Source organism: Embleya sp. NPDC005971, from assembly GCF_040629175.1.
Taxonomy (GTDB): domain Bacteria; phylum Actinomycetota; class Actinomycetes; order Streptomycetales; family Streptomycetaceae; genus Embleya.
The window spans coordinates 1-18,389 of the sequence record NZ_JBEXUX010000072.1 but is presented as its reverse complement, the minus strand read 5'-3'; the positions used below and the strand labels follow the sequence as shown (position 1 = coordinate 18,389).

The 18,389-nt window shown below is 71.0% G+C and carries 18 protein-coding genes; 2 read left to right on the top strand and 16 right to left on the bottom strand.

The window, feature by feature from the left end; genetic code table 11:
• Positions 1-100: 100 nt before the first annotated feature.
• The 15 genes from ABZ374_RS39970 to ABZ374_RS39900 form a co-directional block, all read right to left on the bottom strand.
• Positions 101-1,189 carry a 3-deoxy-7-phosphoheptulonate synthase gene (locus tag ABZ374_RS39970; RefSeq protein ID WP_360321567.1) on the bottom strand — a complete coding sequence of 363 codons (1,089 nt, stop codon included), beginning with the start codon at positions 1,187-1,189 and terminating at the stop codon, positions 101-103.
• Positions 1,186-2,241: a ketoacyl-ACP synthase III family protein gene (locus ABZ374_RS39965; protein WP_360321564.1), complete on the bottom strand. Its 1,056-nt coding sequence runs from the start codon at positions 2,239-2,241 to the stop codon at positions 1,186-1,188. Before ABZ374_RS39965 ends, ABZ374_RS39970 begins: the two co-directional genes overlap by 4 nt.
• A complete protein-coding gene (locus ABZ374_RS39960; protein WP_360321561.1) occupies positions 2,228-2,734 on the bottom strand; it encodes an SRPBCC family protein in 507 nt (168 codons plus the stop codon). The genes ABZ374_RS39965 and ABZ374_RS39960 overlap by 14 nt, the downstream gene beginning before the upstream one ends.
• A complete protein-coding gene (locus ABZ374_RS39955) occupies positions 2,731-4,320 on the bottom strand; it encodes an aldehyde dehydrogenase family protein (protein WP_360321558.1) in 1,590 nt (529 codons plus the stop codon). Before ABZ374_RS39955 ends, ABZ374_RS39960 begins: the two co-directional genes overlap by 4 nt.
• Positions 4,321-4,464: 144 nt before the next feature.
• Positions 4,465-5,046: a YdeI/OmpD-associated family protein gene (locus ABZ374_RS39950; RefSeq protein WP_360321555.1), complete on the bottom strand. Its 582-nt coding sequence runs from the start codon at positions 5,044-5,046 to the stop codon at positions 4,465-4,467.
• A complete protein-coding gene (locus ABZ374_RS39945) occupies positions 5,043-6,968 on the bottom strand; it encodes a chorismate-binding protein (protein ID WP_360321552.1) in 1,926 nt (641 codons plus the stop codon). Before ABZ374_RS39945 ends, ABZ374_RS39950 begins: the two co-directional genes overlap by 4 nt.
• Positions 6,965-7,624, bottom strand: a complete 660-nt coding sequence (locus ABZ374_RS39940) for an isochorismatase family protein (protein WP_360321549.1) — start codon at positions 7,622-7,624, stop codon at positions 6,965-6,967. The genes ABZ374_RS39945 and ABZ374_RS39940 overlap by 4 nt, the downstream gene beginning before the upstream one ends.
• A gap of 47 nt (positions 7,625-7,671) precedes the next feature.
• Positions 7,672-8,442 (bottom strand): 2,3-dihydro-2,3-dihydroxybenzoate dehydrogenase, encoded by a 771-nt coding sequence (locus tag ABZ374_RS39935; RefSeq protein WP_360321546.1) that lies wholly within the window; start codon positions 8,440-8,442, stop codon positions 7,672-7,674.
• 10 nt (positions 8,443-8,452) lie between these two features.
• Entirely contained in the window at positions 8,453-9,946 is a 1,494-nt protein-coding gene (locus ABZ374_RS39930; RefSeq protein WP_360321543.1) for an amidohydrolase family protein, read from the bottom strand.
• Positions 9,943-10,302 carry a phosphopantetheine-binding protein gene (locus ABZ374_RS39925; protein ID WP_360321540.1) on the bottom strand — a complete coding sequence of 120 codons (360 nt, stop codon included), beginning with the start codon at positions 10,300-10,302 and terminating at the stop codon, positions 9,943-9,945. Before ABZ374_RS39925 ends, ABZ374_RS39930 begins: the two co-directional genes overlap by 4 nt.
• 7 nt (positions 10,303-10,309) lie before the next feature.
• A complete protein-coding gene (locus ABZ374_RS39920; protein ID WP_360321537.1) occupies positions 10,310-11,977 on the bottom strand; it encodes an AMP-binding protein in 1,668 nt (555 codons plus the stop codon).
• Positions 11,978-11,980: 3 nt separating this feature from the next.
• A complete protein-coding gene (locus tag ABZ374_RS39915) occupies positions 11,981-13,027 on the bottom strand; it encodes a ketoacyl-ACP synthase III family protein (RefSeq protein WP_360321534.1) in 1,047 nt (348 codons plus the stop codon).
• Positions 13,027-14,370: a salicylate synthase gene (locus ABZ374_RS39910; RefSeq protein ID WP_360321531.1), complete on the bottom strand. Its 1,344-nt coding sequence runs from the start codon at positions 14,368-14,370 to the stop codon at positions 13,027-13,029. Before ABZ374_RS39910 ends, ABZ374_RS39915 begins: the two co-directional genes overlap by 1 nt.
• Before the next feature lie 278 nt (positions 14,371-14,648).
• On the bottom strand, positions 14,649-15,854 hold the full coding sequence (locus ABZ374_RS39905) for a cation:proton antiporter (RefSeq protein WP_360321528.1): 1,206 nt from the start codon (positions 15,852-15,854) through the stop codon (positions 14,649-14,651).
• Positions 15,855-15,936: 82 nt separating this feature from the next.
• Complete coding sequence (locus ABZ374_RS39900) at positions 15,937-16,179, bottom strand: hypothetical protein (RefSeq protein WP_360321525.1); 243 nt, start codon at positions 16,177-16,179, stop codon at positions 15,937-15,939.
• Positions 16,180-16,405: 226 nt separating this feature from the next.
• On the opposite strand from ABZ374_RS39900, the gene ABZ374_RS39895 reads away from it, so the two are divergent.
• Complete coding sequence (locus ABZ374_RS39895; protein WP_360321522.1) at positions 16,406-16,573, top strand: hypothetical protein; 168 nt, start codon at positions 16,406-16,408, stop codon at positions 16,571-16,573.
• Positions 16,574-17,459: 886 nt separating this feature from the next.
• Positions 17,460-18,080 carry a GntR family transcriptional regulator gene (locus ABZ374_RS39890; protein WP_360321519.1) on the top strand — a complete coding sequence of 207 codons (621 nt, stop codon included), beginning with the start codon at positions 17,460-17,462 and terminating at the stop codon, positions 18,078-18,080.
• 1 nt (position 18,081) lies between these two features.
• On the opposite strand, the gene ABZ374_RS39885 is transcribed toward ABZ374_RS39890, so the two are convergent.
• Positions 18,082-18,300, bottom strand: a complete 219-nt coding sequence (locus ABZ374_RS39885) for a hypothetical protein (RefSeq protein WP_360321516.1) — start codon at positions 18,298-18,300, stop codon at positions 18,082-18,084.
• Positions 18,301-18,389 lie beyond the last annotated feature (89 nt).

Below are 18,389 nucleotides of genomic sequence, written 5' to 3'. Positions count from 1 at the left end.
GAATTCTCGGGTGTCTGGGTGTCTGGGTGCCTGGGCGTCTCGGTGTCCCCAGTGCCGGGTGCCGGGGGAGGTGTCGGGAGCCGGGTGTCGGTTCGAGCGCTCAGGCCACCATCACCGACGGATCGGCCGCCCGCCGGGCCGTCACCGCCTCCGCCAGCCGCTCGACCATGTGCATGGTCTGCTCCCAGCCCGCACACGCGTCGGTGACGCTCTGGCCGTAGGCGAGGCCGTCGGTCCGACCCAGGATCAGGTCCTGTCGGCCGCAGGCCAGGAAGCTCTCGATCATCATCCCGGCGACGCCGGACTCACCGTCGGCGATGCGTTCGGCGACGTCCTCGACCACGTTGGTCTGTTCCTCGTGGTCCTTGCCGCTGTTGCCGTGACTCGCGTCGATGACCACCCGCCCGGGCAGTCCCGCGGCCTGCAACCGATCGAGCGTCTCGGCCACGTCGGGCGCGCTGTAGTTGGGGCCCTCGGTGCCGCCGCGCAACACCACGTGGCAGTCCGGGTTGCCGCTGGTGGTCACCACCGCCGCCTGCCCGTCGTCGGTGATGCTCGGGAACACGTGGCTGTTCGAGGCGGTGACGATCGCGTCGATCGCGTCGTCCGTACGACCGGCGGTGGTGTTCTTGATCCCGACCGGCATGTCCAAGCCGCTGGTGAGTTGGCGGTGCACCTGACTTTGCACGGTGCGCGCACCGATCGAGGCCCACGAGACCGCGTCGGCGAAGTACCGGGCGATCATCGGGTCGAGGAACTCGCAACCGATCGGCAGTCCGGTCTCCAGGATCCGCACCATCAGTCCGCGCGCCATCCGCAGCCCGGTGTTCAGGTCGTACGACCCGTCCAGGCCGGGATCGCTGACCAGTCCCTTCCAGCCCATCCGGGTACGCGGCTTCTCCACGTATACACGCATGACGATCAACAGTCGGTCGGCCACCTGCCGGGACAGCTCGGCCAGGCGCTCGGCGTAGACCAGCGCGGCCTCGGTGTCGTGAATCGAGCACGGACCGGTGACCAGGACCAGGCGATCGTCCTTCCCGTTCAGGATCCGCTTGACGTCCCGGCGCGCCGCCAGCACGGCCTTGCGGGTCTCGGGCGGGATCGCTATCTCCTTCCGCAGGGCGGTCGGCGACATCAGTCTGTCGACCGCGGTCACGCGGGAGTCGGGGTTGCCGCCGAGGCTCATGACGGAGTTCCTTCCTTTCGCTCGTGGGGTCGGGACCGATCCGTCGCGAACACGGCGGCGGAGAAGGTGAAGCCCATGCCGGTGCCGATCACGAGCACCCGCGCCCCGGGCGCCAACAGGTCCGCCTTGAGCAGGTGGTCGAGCGCGTAGATCTGGTCGGCCGCACCGAGATGACCGATGGTCAGGCCGAGTTCGTGCAGATCGTGGCGGGGGGTGATGCCGAGCGGCCGTACGAAGCTCTCCCGGTAGAGCGTGCTGCCGACGAACGGAGTGACGAACCAGTCGATCTGCTCCTGCTCCAGTTCCGCGTCGGCCAGGGCACGGGCCACCACGCTGCGGGTGCGATCCGCCGAACGGGTCTGTACGTCCCGGATGGAAATCTCGCCCCGGGCCAGGAATTGCCGGGTGCGGTGCCGGATGTCGCCGAGTTCGGCAGGCGCGGTGCGAAACGGCTCGTCGCCGCGCGAGAGCCCCTCCAGGACCGTGTCGGTCTCCGAGACGAGCGAGACCAGCCGCAGCCGACCACCGCCTCGGGCGAGCACGGCCGCCGCGGCTCCGTCGCCGAACACGATGCCCGGGGAGGTGTGCCAGCGATCGGTCGGCGGCGCGAACCGGTCCCCCAGCGTGATCAGCGCGGACGGCAGTGCGGGGCGCGACGCGAGCATCGCCGCGGCGATGTCGATGCTGGCCAGCGAGCCGTTGGACCACGCGGAGACGGTCGTGGGTATCCCGTCGACGCGCGGACCCAGCAGTTCCTTGGCGATCCAGCACGCCGCGGGCCACATGTCGATGCCCTGGAAGTGCCCGTGGCTGTGCAGGTACAGGCTGCCCGGGTCGACCACGGTGCCGTACTCCTGGGCGTCCTTGATCGCCTGGCGCCCCGCGATCACGGCCATCTCCGGCGGCGCGAGCCGGGCCTGGGCGACGCTGACCATGCCGGTGCTCTCGGCGGCCTCGCTCTCGTAGTGGCCGGTCGCGACCGCGTCCGCGACCGGAGTGCGCTCGCCGAGTGTGCCGCCGGTGCCGGTGAGCCAGATGTCATCGAAGCGCATGGCTCGGGCTCCCCTCCGGGGTCGAGGCGACCGGCAGGTCGCGCAGGTGGTGCCCACCGGAGGTGATGCGTGCGCCACCGCCGACGCCGACCAGAATCTCGTGCGCGACGCGGACCAGAACCCGGCCCACGGCCGAGTCGATCGCGCCGGCGAGGTGCGGCACGCTGGTGCGGTAACCGACCTCGAACACGGCCTCGCAACCGTCGTCGGTGTCGGTGCACGTCCACGCGCCGCCGAACTGTTGGAAGTCGCCGTCGACCTGTTCGAACTCGATCCGGTACGGCTGCTGCCCACCACTCGCGTCCCGGGTGCGTTGCGTCCACCGGGCGGTGCCGCCGCGGAAGGCGAGCGTCCACTCGCGCAGGTCGTCGCCGACGTCCCGGACCGAGACGATCTCGGCGGCCCGGTCGGGGAACGCCCGCTCGTCGCGCAGTCGTTCGATCGCGCTCGCCGCCGAGCACGGCAGTGCGGCCTTGAGGGTGCGGGAAGTCATCGGGCTCCTCCGAGTCGGGGCGTCGGGCGCACGATGCTGACGCCCTGTAGATGCGTGGTGCGCAACATGGGATGGCTCGCCTCGCCGAAGGCTCCGCCGGTCAGGCCGGTGCCGCCCGAGTTGGGCAGGAACGGGAGGAAGTTGCCGTGCGAGTCGTTGATCTTCAGGTTGCCGCCGTTGCCGACCGCCGACAGGAACCGCTCGATGTGCTCCGGGCCGGTCGACCAGAACGAGTTCCGCAGGCCGTAGGCGTTGCTGTTGACGAAGGTCAGAATCTCGTCGAACAATCGCTCGTCCGAGTCGCCCGGCTCGGGCACGATGATCGGCAGCAGCGGGAAGAACGTCTCGTCCCGGACCACCGACAACGAGCGGGCGTCGCCGAGTCCGGACACCCGCACGATCGTCGGTTCGATGAAGAAGCCGGTGTCCGACGGGGTGCCGTCCACCTCCAGGCGACGGCCGCCGTGCACCAGGGTCGCGCCGCCCATGAGGGCTTCGGTCAGGCAACCGAAGAACCAGTCGGCGCCGAGCACGGGGGTGAGCACCACGCCGGGCTCGTCGGGATGGCCGGGGTGGATCTTGCCGGTCGCCACGATCAGCCGTTCGATCAGCTCGTCCGCGATCGCGGGGTGGGCGATCACCTGGTTGGGCACGTTGCAGATCTGACCGGAGTTCAGGAAGAACTGGGTCACGGTCTCCACCGCGGCGTCCAGATCGGCGTCGGACCACACCACGCAGCAGTCGTTGCCCGCGAGTTCGAGAATCGGCTTCTTGCCCGCGGCGATGCAGTCCCGCTCGAAGGCCAGGCCCTGCTTGCTGCCGCCGTAGTAGACGATGTCGTTCACGTGTTCGCTGGCCAGCCAGGTGTCGACGGCCGGCGGTCCGCAGTAGGCGTTCAGCGTGCCGGCGGGCGCTCCGGCGGCCTCCAGCACCGGCGCCACCACCTCGCGCATGGCGTACATGCAACTGAGCGCGACACCGCGCGGTGCGCGGACCACGACCGTGTTGCCCGCCAACAGTGCGGTGATCGCGGACAGCGCGTTCACCGTCGCCGCGTTCTGCGGCGGGTTGACACACACCACACCGTCGGCCACGCGTCGCAGGATCATCTCGCGCTCTCCGTCGTGACGACGGAACTCCAGTTGTTCGGCGCACCATTCGAGCGTCTCGGGGCTCCACCCGGTGAGCGGGATCCCGTCGATCATCGCCTCGGCTCCCGAACGGGGCTGCCCCTCGGCGACCAGGATCTCCACCAGCGGATCCCGGTGTTCGCCCAGCCGCCGCGCGATCGCCCGCCCGATCTCCATCCGGGTGGCGAGCGGCGTGCGCGCCCACTCGGGCGCGGCACCGGCGGCCGCCTCGAGCGCCGCCGCGATCATGCCTTCGTCGGCGACCGCACACGCTCCCGCGAGCCGATCGCCGGCGCTCTCCCGGTCGACCCTGCCCAGGTCGAGATCACGCTTCAACCGCAGACTGGGAAAGGTGTCCTCGATGATGGCGCGCGCGGTGACGGTGTGCACGTACTCCCCGCCTTCGCCGCCGATGTCCCGGCCGCCGATGTAGGCGGGATACACCCTGGTGGTCACGGTTCTCCCTTTCGAGCGAAGGATGTGGTTACCGGCAAAAACGCTACGCAGGTAACAGAACCGGAACAACGCACCCGCGATAAGAGTTCGTTCTCACCCTGCGAACCGGACCGACGGGCCGGGGCGGCCGGAGACCGATCCCGCCTACCGAAGCTCGGTGAGCGCCAACCGCTCGACGTGCCGAGCGATCCTTCGAGCCCGCGTCCGGGCCCGCTTGGCATCGGCCACCGAAAGCAACACCTGATACCGCCGACTCGCGCTCAACGCCGAGAACGCCACAGCCGCAGGCGGACACGCGTCCAGCGCCACCCGCAGGTCCGCCGGTACCTCCGCACTGCGTGGCGGCTCCATCGCCGCGTCCCAACGCCCGTCCGCCTTGGCGGCCTCGATCCGAGCCAACCCCGAGGGCCGCATCCGCCCGCGCTCGATCAGCGTCTGCGCCCGCCGGCAATTGATCCTCGACCACCTGCCGCGCGCCCGACGCGGGGTGTACCGCTGCGCCCACCACCCCGGCGGCGTACCACCGGAGAACGCCTTGCCGTCGATCCAGCCGTAACACAACGCCACGTCCAACGCCTGCCCTCGGGTCACCGACGGCTCCGCCGTGCCCTTCTTCGCCAACGCCACCCACACCCCGTCCGAGTCGGCGTGGTTCGCCTCCATCCAGCTCCCGAATGCCTCCGCCGAGGCGAAGTACAGGGTCTCCTCACCCTCGTCGCCGCTCATGGGCGCACCTTCTTCTCCGCCAGATCCCCCAACAACCCACCCAGAATCTCGGCTCCGTGATCGGTCAACACCGAAGCCGGATGGAACTGCACCGAAGCGAACCCGGGCCCGCGCAGCGCGTGCACCTCGCCACTGCCCGCGTCGCGGAACACCTCGACCGCACCGTCCCGCACCGCGCACCGGATCGAATCGGTAGGGCTCGATGCCGCGAACGTGTTGTAGAACCCGACGCGTTCGGCCCGCCCGAAGCAGTCGACGGTCCGTTGGGTGCCCTGATTCGGCAGCGGATTGCGCACGATGTCCAGGCCGAGCGTCGTGCACAACACCTGATGGGCCAGACATACCGACAGGAACGGCGTTCTTGCCGCCAGCAGCGTGCGCGTCACCTCCCGGATCCGGGCGATCTTGGGATGCGCGTGATCCCGCGGATCCCCGGGGCCGGGGCCCACGATGACCAGATCGTGCTCGTCCAGGCGATAGTCCTCGTCGAACCGCCGCACGGTCACCACCAACCCCTGCGCGGCCAACAGGTGTCGACCCATCGAGGTGAAGGTGTCCTCGGCGTCGATCACCAGCACGGTACGACCCGCCAACCTCGGTTCGGCCCGGGTGCGTTCCCCCGGCCCGGCGAACCAGAAGCCGGCCAACGGCCGGTTCCGCGCCGCCAACGCCCGTCGCACCTCCGGATGCTCGCCGAGATCGGCGCCGGTCCCGGCCGACCGGCCGACCGCACCGCCCACCGGGCCGCGCAACACCTCCAGCAGGCCCGCCGCCTTGGCCCAGGTCTCCGCAGCCTCCGAGGCCGGGTCCGAATCACGCACCAGCGTCGCGCCCACCGGGATCCGCACGTGTCCCGCCGGATCGACGTCGGCCGTCCGGATCAAGATCGCCGAGTCCATCGCCCGACCACCGTGCGCGTCCCGCCCGATCAAGGCGACCACGCCCGCGTAGTAACCGCGCCCGGCCGGTTCGTGCCGCGCGATCACCCGGCACGCGCTCTCCAACGGGCCGCCGGTGACCGTCGGCGCGAACATCGTCTCGCGCAACATGTCCCGTACGTCCAGCGAACTGCGGCCCTCGATCAGGTACTCGGTGTGGGCCAGCCGCGCCATGCGTTTCCACCGCGGTCCCACCACACGACCACCGAGGTCGCACACCCGGCCCATCATCTTGAGTTCCTCGTCGAGCACCATGTACAGCTCGCCGGCCTCCTTCTCGTCGGCGAGGAAGTCCAGCACCTCGCCCAGGTCCGGTCCACCGTCCGGATACCGATACGTGCCACTGATCGGATTCATCACCACGGTGCCCGCGTCCAGGCTGATGTGCCGCTCCGGCGAGGCGCCCACGAACGTCCGGCCGGCCGTGTGGATCACGAACGTCCAGTACGAACCCGGATCGCGTCCGAGCAACCGACGGAAGAAGGCCAACGCGGTATGCGGCGACCAATTGCCGATCTCGACCCGGAACGAGCGCTTGATCACGAAGTTGGCGCCGGTACCGCGCCCGATCTCCTGCGCCAGCACCGTGCGCACCGTATTCGCGTACTGCTCGTCGTCGGCGTCGAAGCCGCCGCGGCCCAGCTCGATCGGCCCGTCCGGCAGCCGATCGAGGATCTCCGCGACGGACACCGCGTCCTGGTCCACGATGGTCATCGCCAGCAGCGGTGCGCCGTCGTCGGGAAATTCGTAGCCCCGCTCACCGATCTGCCGATACGGCAGCACGGCCAGCGTCTCGTGCCGGCCGCGACCGCCGGCCGGCGGCAGCGGGATGTCCGCGATCCGGTCCGGCTCGGTGATCCGCCCGATCAGTACGTCGATCCGCTCGGGACCGGCCGCGCCCGGCCGATGCAACAACGCGAACGGCGGCGGGTCCGGGGCCAGGACGCGATCCAGGACGGATGGTTCGGGCAGCGGGCCGGTCATCGCCGCGCTCCGCCCGACATCGCCGTCGACATCGCCAACGCGACCCGGGTGGACACCGTCACCGAGCACCGGGACGCCACATAGTCCAGCGCCATCCGGTGGTACCGCGGCGAGAAGTCGGCCACCGCGTCGGCCACCACGAAGGTCTCGATGTCGTGCGAGAAGGCCTCGTGCGCGGTCATCAGGATGCCCACGTGCGCGTAGACGCCGCAGATCACCAACTGATCCCGGCCGTGCGCGCGCAGCAGGTCGAGCAGGCCGGTGCGAAAGAACGCGCTGGGCCGCCATTTGGTGAACACGGTGTCCGCCGCGTTCGGCGCGATCCGGTCCGGGATCATCCGCTGCCCGGGCTCGGCGGTCATCCCCGGGCCCCAGAAGTCCTTGAGCAGGCCGCGCTGTTCGTCGCTCATTCCGCCGGGTTGCGCGGTGTACGCGACCGGCGCTCCGCATTCGGCGAACCGGGCCCGCAGCGCCGCGACGTTGTCCATCAGGTCGGCCATCGGCGCCCGGTCCGCGTCGAAGGGCCGCAGGAAGTAGTGCTGTAGATCGTGGATCAGCAACACCGCGCGCGCGGGATCGATCGTCCAGGACGCGACGTTGCGCGGCAGCTCGTCCTCGGTCGGCATGGGGTAGGACGCGATCGCCGGGATCGCCATGACGCCTCCGTTCTCGTGCGGTGGGGGACGCTCGACAAAGCGCGCGCTCAGTTGCCCAGCGCGGCGCCGCCGTCGACCGTGAGCTCGTGGAGCGTGATGTGCGCGGCGCGGTCGGAGAGCAGGAACAGCACCGCGTCCGCGACGTCTTGCGGGCGGGCGAGTCGGCCGAGCGGAATGCCGACCCGGAAGGTGGCCGCGGTGCCCTCGATGGAGGCGGCGCGCGCGTCGCCGTCCGCCCACAACGAGGTCAGCATCGGAGTGTCGGTGGAGCCCGGGGCGACCACGTTGCACCGGATGCCGTGCCCGGACAGTTCCAGGCCGAGCGACTTGGTGTAGACGGTCGCCGCGGCCTTGGACGCCGCGTACGCCGCCATGTCCCAGCGCGGGGTGCCCGCCGCGTTGGAGGCCACCGTGACGATCGCGCCGCTCGCGCGCGGGATCATCCGGCGGGCCACCGCGCGGCAGACGTGAAAGACGCCGGTCGTGTTGACCGCGAAGGTCTGCTCCCAGTCCCGATCGCAGAGTTCGACCGCGGCGCCGGTGCGCAGCACTCCCGCCGCGTTGACCAGGTAGTCGATCGGCCCGAGTTCGTCCTCGACGCGGGCCACCACCGCGTCCACGTCCGCGCTCGATCGCACGTCGGCGGCGTATCCGCGCACGCGGTGTCCGGCCTCGGTCAGTTCCTCGACCGGCGGGCCGAGCGCCTCGGCGTTCGCGTCGAGGGCCGCGACCGCGATCCCCTCGGCGGCCAGCGCGCGCGTCACCGCGCCGCCGATGCCGCCTGCCGCCCCGGTGACCAGGGCCGTGGTGTCCCGCATCGGGCCCACCTCACTTCCGCTGTCGTCGAGATGTGCGGGGTCGTCCGGTGAGCGCGGCCACCACGTCCGGGTCGATGCCCAGGCAGCGCACCGAGAACGAGCCGAGCGCCGCCAGGTAATCCGCTTCCAGGTCGGCCTCGTCGATGCCGCCGGCCCGACCGCCCTCGACCAGGACCCGACCCGCGACCACGACGGTGTCCACGTCGGTGGATCCACCGAGTGCGAGGAAGCCCTCCAGGGGTCGCGGGTTGAGCAGATAGCGCCAGTCGTCGGTCGGGATCAGTTGGAGGTCCGCCTGCTTGCCCACTTCGAGGCTGCCGATCTCCGCGGCCCAGTCCAGGCCGCGGGCGGGCAGCCGGGTGGCCATCGCCAGCGCGTCGGTGGGCAACACCTCGGTGGGATCGGCGTACATCTCGTTGTACATCTGCCAACAGGCCCGCATGGCCTCGGCCATCCCGCCGATCGGCAGCGAGGCCCCGTCCGTGGACAGCGAGACGTCCAGACCGGCGCGCCGGAATCGGGGCATCGCCCGGGTCTCGGTCAGTGCGGACTCCCCGGCCGGACCGTACTTCGCCGGCGAGTGGCTGATGTGCGCGTTCGCCTCGATCAGCAGCTTGCTCTCGTCCTCGTCCGCGAACGCGCAGTGCACCGCCATGAACCGGTCCGACAGCAGCCCGAGTTCGGCGAAACGGCGGACCGGGGTGTTGCCGTGGTAGGCCAGCATCACCGCCGACTCGTTGCGCAGCGCACCCACGTGCGTGCCGAACGGGACGTCGTATCGATTCACCAACTCGGCCAGTCCGGCGCCGAGTTCGTCGCTCATGTTGGTGCCGTAGACCGCGGTCGGCCAGGCCCGGACCAGGTCGTCGGGGGCGGCCGCGACCTCGCGCAGCACGTCCTCGATCCGGCGCAGTTCGTCGTCCGCGTCCCGGGTGCGACGAAAGCGTGTCTCGCCCGCCGCGCACACCGCGTCGCTCGCCCACGTGCTGACCACACAGCGCATGCCCAGGTCCCGCGCCGCCCGGATCAGCGCCTGGGGCCGGTTGAACGAGCCGACGTCGCCGAGGGTGGTCGTACCCGACCGCAACTGGGTCCACATCGAGTAGCGCGCGATGGCCGACGCCTCGTCCGGGGTGAGCAGTTCGAGCTGATCATGGAAGACGTCGAAGGCGGTCGAGATCTGTCGGACGTCGCCGCCCAGGGCCATGAACGCGGGTTTGTCGTCCCGGTCGGCGGGCGGACGCAGGGCCCCCTTGAACGGGAAGCGCAGCGCGAACATCTCGTGCCAGTGCGCGTTCACGAAGCCGGGCAGGATCATCTTCCCGCGTGCGTCGATCGTGCGCAGGCCCGCCCGCAGCGCCGGTGTCAACGCGGCCTCGACGTCGGCGGTGGTTCCGACCGCGGCGATCCGCCCGGCCTCGACCAGGACCGAGCCGTCCGGGATCACTCGTGCGCCGGTGTCTCCCGGATACAGGCAGCCGCCGCGAACCAACAGCGCGCTCATCGCTTCGCCCCCGGCGACCCTTTCGCCCCGGCCGAGGCCAACCGCTCGGTCCACGCGTCGATGGTCGGTTCGGCGGCCAGATCGCGGAATTCGATCGCCAGGCCCTGCCGTCGCCACCGGTTGACCAGCCGCATCATCTCCAGCGAACCCAGGCCGAGCAGCACGAGGTTGGCGTCGCCGGCGATCTCACCGGGCGGGGTGCCGATCATTGCCGAGACGCTCGCGCGCAGGTCGGCCGAGGTCGGCGGCGCGGGAGCGGGAGCGGGTCCGGCGGTCCCGGCGGTCCCGGCCGTCCCGCCGGCGCCGGCGTTGTGGTCGGTGCCGGCATTGCCGGCGGTACTGGTGGTGCCGTCCATGTGCGGTTCACCCTTCCCGGTGTTCGCAGACGCTTGCGGCCGGTCCCCAATTCCGGCTCAGTGTCGGGTCGTTCGCCGCGGCCGTGAGGATCTTCTTGTCCACCTTGCCGAGCGCGGTCAGCGGGAAGGCGTCGACGTGTTCCATCCGGTCGGGCAGCTTGTACTCGGCCAACCCGCGCTCGTGCAGGGCCCGTTTGAGGTCGGCCAGGGTGGGTGGTTCGCCGCGGCAGATCACGAACGCGTGGATGCGCTCGCCGAGGAACTCGTCCGCGACCGGGACCACCGCGGCGGCGTCGACCGAGGCGCAGCTCAGCAGGTGGCCCTCCACCTCGCCGGCGGCGATCTTGTCGCCGCCGCGGATCACCACGTCCTTGAGCCGTCCTTCGATCACCAGGTGCCCGGCCGGGGTCAGTCGGGCCAGGTCGCCGGTGCGGTAGAAGCCGTCCGAGGTGAAGACACGCCTGTTGTGCTCGTCGGCGCGGTAGTAGCCACGCAGTGTGTACGGGCCGCGGGTGAGCAGTTCGCCGACCGTGCCGAGCGGCACGTCGGCGTCCTGCTCGTCCACCACGCGCACCTCGTCGGCCGCCGAGATCGGGCGGCCCTGCGTGGTCAGGACCGCCTCCGCGCAGTCGTCGGCGCGAGACATCGCAAGCAGGCCCTCGGCCATCCCGAACACCTGCTGCAATCTGCAGCCGAAGCCCGGCTCGATCCGGGCGGCCAGTTCGACCGGCAGCTTGGCACCGCCGATCTGGATCAGCCGCAGGCTCGACAGGTCCGCCGCTCCCCACTCCAACGCCTCCAGCCACAGTCGGGCCACGGTGGGCACGACCGAGGTGAAGGTGACCCGCTCGTCCTCGACGGCACGAAAACAGTCGTCCGCGGAGGGGTCCTCGGCCAACACGACCGTGCCGCCGGCCCCGAGCGTGCCGAGCACACCGGGGCAGCCCCAGGTGAAGTTGAACTCCACCGGCAGCGCGGCCAGGTACACGTCGTTTGGGCCGACCTCGCATACCTCGGCCGCGGTCCGGATCTGATACGCGTAGTCGTCGTGTGTGCGCGGAATCAGCTTGGGCAACGCGGTGGTTCCGCCGGAGAGCAGGAAGAACGCCACGTCCGCCGGGTCGTTCGCGGGCAGCGGGAGCGGATCCGCGTCCACGCTCGCCAGTGGGACCACCGCTGCGCCGGCCGCGGCCGGCGGGTCACCGTGCACGAACACCGTGCGCAGAGTCGGGATCTCGTCGAGCATGCGGAGTGCGAGACCGGCGTGGTCGAAGCCCCGATGACGATCGGGCACCACGTATCCCGACGCCCCGGACGACGCGCACAGGTGCCGGATCTCGTTGGCACGGTGCGACGCGAGCGAGAACACCGGCTTGACGCCGACCCGGAACAGCGCGAACGCGACGATCACGAATTCGGCGACGTTGGGCAACTGCAGCACGACCCGCTCGCCGGGTCGCAGGCCCAGCCGGCGGAAGCCGGCCGCCGTCCGGTCGATGCGATCGGCCAAATCGCGGTAGGAGTAACGGCGTTCGCCGCTGACCAGGGCGGTGCGGTCGCCGTGCGTGTCGGCCCAGACCCGGGGCAGGCCGCCGAGGTCGACGCCCGGCCACAGCCCTTCGCGTCGATAACGCGCGGCGACCTCCGCCGGCCACGGCACACATCCGTCCGGCATCGGTCAGCCCTCCTTCGCGGGCTCGTACGGGGCGACGATCTCCAGCACCACGCAGTCCGTCTCCATGCCCGGCCCGGCGCACAACAGCAGGACGTGATCGCCCGGGACCACCTCGCCGCGGGTCCACACGTGTTCGAGGCCGATGAACGGGTCCGCCGCACCGGCGTGCCCGAGCGTGCGGGTGAGTTCCCAGGTGCCGCGTGTGTCGTCGATGCCCAGCGGGTCGAGGTAGATGCTCTCCAACGCGCCTCGGGTGTAGCCGGAGTGGCAGATCCGGGCCACCTTGTCCAACGCGAGACCGGCCTCGCCCAACGTATGTTCGACGGTCTCGGCCACCACGTCACCGAAGTGCCCCATCGGCGGGGCCACGCCCTGGGCCCACTGCTCGCGCCAATAGGCGCTGCGCTCCTCGAAGTTGAGTGAGCGGCCGATGGTGATGCCGGGCGGGAAGCGCTTCTCGCCGCCTCGGTGCAGTTCCTCCATCGACGGATTCGACACCGCCCCGAAGGCCAGCACCCGGGCGAAGCCGGCCCGCCGGGACACCACCGCCGCCGCGCCGCCGTCCGCGAGCAGGAACAACTTCGACGCCCGCCAGCGATCCACCAGCGGGGTACCGAAGTTGTCTCCGCAGGTCAGCAGCACCGCGTCGTGCTCCGGGTTGCCGAGCAGCCGGTACGCGGCGCTCTCCAACGCGGCCAGCGAACCGAGGCAACCCGGCCCCACCTGGACCGCGGTGATCGGCCGATCCAACGTGTTGCGCAGCACGTAGTGCGGCGCCGACCAGCCGTCCGGGCCCTGGTGGTGGGTGGCGGTGTGCAGCAGCGCGCCGAAGTCGTCCCGGTCGTGGCCCGACCGGCGCACCGCGACCTCGGCCGCCCGCACCGCCATGTCCGGCCCGGGCAGGTCCCCGGCAACCATCACCGACTCCATGCCGGACGCCTCGCGGTCCGCCGGGTCGTACCAGGACGCGCCGACCGCGAACGCGGTGCTCACCACATCGGGTCGATACGTGCCCACACCCGCGACGAATACGTCCTCGTGGAACCTCATCACGCGTCCTCCTCCCGCGCGGGCACCAGGTAGCGCGCCACGCTCTCCAACTTCTCGCAGGTCTCCTCGAACTCCCGTTCCGGCGTCGAGTGGCCGACGATGCCGGCGCCCGCACGCAGCCAGGTGTGCCCGTCCTTGCGGTAGGCGCTGCGCAGCACCAGGGCCGCGTCCAGTTCGCCGATGTGGTCCACCGTGAGCACCGCGCCGCTGTACAGGCCCCGCGTGCCGGGCTCGTGTCGGCGGATCGAGGCGTACGCGGCGTCCTTGGGCACGCCGGACGCGGTCACCGCCGGGAAGACGGCTGCGAAGGCGTCCCAGATGCCCGCGCCCGGCGCCAGTTGTCCGCAGACCTGCGACGCCAGGTGCTGCACGCTGCCGCGCTCGCGTACGGTCATGAACTCGGGCACCGACACGCTGCCCCGCACACACACGTCTTCGAGTTCGTCGGTCCCGGTCTTGACCGAGATCGCGTGCTCGTAGACCTCCTTCGCGGAGGCCAGCAGGTCGGCGCGCAGGTTCTCGTTGACGAGCAGATCGGGGGTCAACGCGCGGGTGCCGGCCAGCGGTTGGCTGACCACGGTGCCCGCCGCGGACACCTTGACCACGATCTCCGGGCTGAAGCCGATCGCCTCGATGCCGCCGAGGTCGAGCAGGAACGAGCGGGCCGGGTCGTTGCTCCGCCGACCGGTCACGTAGGTGGCGATCAGGTCGATGTCCTCGTCCACGTCGACCACCCGGGAGAGGATCACCTTGTGCAGGTCGCCGTGGTTGATCTCGTTCACCGCGAGCTTGACCGCCTCGCGGTACTCGAACTCGCCCCGGCCGTGCACGTCCAGCGGTCGGGCCGGCTCGGCGGACCCCGCGACCGGCGTGCCGATCGTGGTCATCAGGGCGCTCAGCGTCTCCTGGTCGACCGCGCGCAACAGCGCGTGGCCGTCCTCCAGTCGGACCTCGGCGCGCGGCACCACCAGGTGCAGCAGCCGCTCGTCGCCGACGTGGGTGAGGTCGCCGTCCTTGGCGTAGGAGAGTTCGAACGCCGCCCAGCCGTACGCACGCCACTCGGGCACCGCCACGGTGTCCAGAAGTCGGGACACCAGGTCCAGCGGCCGGTCGTCCCAGGGCAGCACGGTGTCCGGCTCGTGCTCGCGGCTCAGCCTGGCACCGTGCCGGTCCAGCGTGAGTTCGGCCCGTACCCCGCCCGCGTACGCCCACATGCCGTCGTTCTCGTAGACCACGTAGGACGCGTGCAGCCCGGAGCCGGCCAGTCGGGCCGCGACGAGCAGCGGCTCCTCGGCGAGCGGGATCTGCGTCTCGAAGTAGTGCAGCCACCTGGTGGGACTCATCTGCGAGCGTCCTCTCGTAGCGGTCGGGACCGCGCGTCGACGACCGCGACGCACACAGGCCGCGGGCCGGGGGCGGGGACGGTGGTGGGGCGCGGCGGGCCGGAGTCGGACCGATGCCTGGGGTTACCGTCAACGACGATACGGAGGTAACCGGGTGCGAACCACAAGCCCGCGATAAGGGGTTCTTCTCGAAACGCGAAGTCGGCGCATCCCGGGGGAATGCGCCGACGCGGGGGTCCGACCGCCACCGGGACCAGGCGGGGTCCGGCCGTGCGCCGCTACCGCGGCCTCAGGTCGTCGTCCTCCTCCTCGATCGGCGCCGGTACCGCCTTGGGGCCGAACAGGCGGCGCAACACGGGTTCGGCGTAGCGCGCGGTGAAGGGGCCGGCGACCACCAGGATGAGGACGTAGGCGGCGGCGAACGGTCCCATCCGGGGTTCGACGCCCGAGGTCGCGGCCAGGCCGGCGATCACGATGGAGAACTCGCCGCGCGCCACGAGCGCGCCGCCCGCCCGGTAGCGGCCGGGTTTGGCGATGCCCGCGCGGGCGGCGGCCCAGTAGCCGGTGGCGATCTTGGTCAGCGCGGTGACCAGGGCCAGCGCCGCCGCCGGCAACAGCACGCCGGGCAGCGCGCTCGGGTCGGTGGACAGGCCGAAGAAGACGAAGAAGACCGCCGCGAACAGGTCGCGCAGCGGCGCCAGCAGGGTCTGTGCGTGTTCGGCCACGTCACCCGAGATCGCGATGCCGACCAGGAAGGCGCCGACGGCCGCGGAGACCTGGAGCTTGTCCGCGACGCCGGCGACCAGCAGGGTCAGGCCGAGTACGCCGAGCAGCAGGAACTCCGGCTCCTCGCTGGAGAGCGCCTTGGAGATCCGGCCGCCGTGTCGGAGCGCGAGGAAGAGCACGATGCTGATCGTGCCCAGCGCGATGGCCACGGTGAGCGAGCCGCCGAGCAGCCCGACGCCGGCCAGCAGCGCCGTGAGGATGGGCAGGTAGAGCGCCATCGCGAGGTCTTCGATGACCAGGACGGACAAGACGACCGGGGTCTCCCGGTTGCCCAGGTGGCCCAGGTCGCCGAGTACCTTCGCGATCACCCCGGACGAGGAGATCCAGGTGACGCCGGCCAGTGCGAGCGCGGCGGTGGTCCCCCAGCCGAGCAGCAGCCCGGCCAGGAAGCCGGGGACCGCGTTGAGCAGCGCGTCCATCGCGCCGGCGGGCGCGGCGGCGCGCAGGTTGGTGACCAGTTCGCCGGCCGTGTACTCCAGGCCGAGCAACAGCAGGAGCAGGACCACGCCGATCTCGGCGCCGATCTCGATGAAGTCGTCGCTCTGCGAGAGGTCGAGTACGCCGCCGTGTCCGAAGGCGAGGCCGCCGAGGAGATAGAAGGGGATGGGTGACATCCCCATCCGGGTCGCGACCCGGCCGAGGATGGACAGGCCCAGAATGATGGCGCCGAGTTCGATGAGCAGTGTTGCCGGGTGCATGTGGGGCTGTGCTCGCGTCGTTCGCAGGGGCAGGGGCGGTCTGCGGCTCGAACGCGGGTGAGGGAGTCCGCGGTCGGGTGGGTCAGTCCTCGGCGAGCAGTTCCGCGAGCGCCACGGCCTCGGCCCGGGTCAGCCGTACGCCCGGGCCACAGGCGTCGGGGTCGTCCACGTTGTAGAACGCGATCCGTCGCACGCCGTCACGGCCGGCGACCACGGAGATGGCCCGACCGGCGGCGGTGGAGAGCGTGTACTGCGTACCGATGCCCGGGAGGGGGGTTTCGCTGATCGGGACCTGGCCGCCCATGAGGTTCTCCTGTTCGAACATAAGGGGCTTCAGGTTAGGTGCAACAGGGTGTCGATCGGTGTTCTTCCTGGGTTTCGATGCGGCCTTGGCCCGGGTTTGCACTGTTTGCCCGCAGGGACGTGGGTGGATTTCGCCGGATCGGCCGGCCGGCGGAGGTGGGTGGGCGCCGACGGGGTATCCGGGAGGCATCGTCGCCGCCGCGACGTGTCCGGGCCCGCCCGGACCCAGCCCTCGCCAGGAGGTTGCCGTGACCGATCCGTGGCCGGATCCGCTGCCCCCGATTCCGCCGATGCCCGGTCCGCGCCCGCTGCCGGAGCCCGGCCCCGAACCGCTCCCGCCCGACCCGGGCGGCCCACCCGTGCCACCCGTGCCGGACGAACCCGACCCGGAACCGGAGCCGGCGCCGATGCGCTGACGCACGGTTCGACGCCGCCGACCCCGGGCGCTCCGCGTGCCGAGACACGCCGGGAGCGCCCACCGGCGCACGCCACCGCCCTCCGCCACCCACCAGGGGCCCATCCGGGCCCCGCGCTCCCGGGGCTCCGGCCGAGCCGGGTGTGGTCGCTCTCGACGCCGGACGCGGCGGGCGGCGAGAAGCCTCACCGACGCGAGCACCGCGGTGGCGGTGCCGGGCACCGGCGGCTGCGCCTCCCGGAGCACCGTTCGGGAGCGTCGCCGGGCCGTACCTTGCGGCAGCAGGCCGCAGAGAGCGCGAATGCGATTCCCGGCCGCCGGTTGCGGCCGGGTGTTGCTGCTTTCCCGTGGGGGAGAGCCTGGGCTTTTGGTTCGTCAGCGGATCGGTACGCCCGACAACGTTCGCGCGATGACCAGGCGCTGGATCTCGCTCGTGCCCTCGAAGATCGTGTAGATCCCAGCGGCACAACGGAAACGGCCAGGTCAGACGGCTGACCTGGCCTAACACCTCGTGGGTTCTCGCAAGTTCGCGCGAGTTCTCGCAGAATCTCGCGACATCTCACGGTCTCTCCCGGGTGTCGTCTCCCACTCGTCTCCCCGAACAGCCCGAGGCCGGGACGCCACTTGGGGGTGTCGAACCCGGCCTCGGTTCATCCATACAACTGATGTTGGGCGCAACTCGCCAGAGTCTCGGCGAGAGATCATCTAATCGGGTGAACGGTTTCTTCTGTCCCAGCGCGGCCGGTGGTTCTCACGGTGCGGTCCTGGCCGCACACACCACCGGCCGCGCTGTCTCGCTCCGACCGGGCAACTGCCCAGACGGAAGATCAACTTGGTTTGTACCCCTTGGACGTCCAAGAATCCACTGCCCGGCAAGGATTCGCGACGTGCCCGCCGCAGACGACGACTACCAGCGCGTCGCGGCTCACCTGCGGAACCTGATTGAACGCGGCATCCTCCGGCCCGGAGAGCATGTCCCTACGCGTAGCGAACTGCGTGCCCAGTTCGGCATCGGGGACGGCGCGGCTCGCGACGCCATGCGGGTCCTTCGTGCGGATGGACTCATCGAGGGATCCCAGCGCCGGCGGCTTACCGTGGCGCATCCTCCAGCCGTGAGGACACTGACCGATCCCGCGGCACCGTGGCCCCACGGCATCGGTGAACGCCAGCTCTCCCGCGTCGTGCCACCGGCCATCGTCCGGACGTTACTCGACCTGACCGACACCGCTCGACTCCAGCGCGAGCGCGTCGAGTTGCTCGATCCCGACGGCCGGACCAGCCACCTGCTCGTCCGGTACACCGGCCGCCTCCGTCCCGTGCCCGACGCCCACGCGGTCGGCGACCTGTCCGGACGTGCGGCCGTGGCCGGCGAGGCGGGCATGCTGGGTGTTGCCATCGGGGCGATGCTCCTAGTCGTGCCGGTGGTCAGGTTCTCGCGGGACGGACGGCCCGCAGTGGTCGACGAGTTGCTGCTGCCGGCGGACCGGTGGCGGGTCCGGCTCGGGTAGGTCACACCGGCCGTGAGGGCGCCGTGCTGCCGGCGTACATCTCGTCGGCGGGCGCGATGTGCGTCTCCCGCGACGCCCGGCTCCAGCCCCGCACGTACTCGACCATCCACCGGTCGTCCGTCGCCCGCCACACGCGGGTGACGGTGCCGTAGTGGTGGTTGCCGTCGGCGACCTTGCGCCACAGGTTGTCGCCGATGGTCCACGGGGGCGAGTCGGACATGACCTCTCCAGGGTTGGGTGTGAGTGGTGGTCCTCGCCCGGCCGCCGTCGGGGGTACCTGCGGCCGGGCGAGGGTGGGTGGGGCCCGGC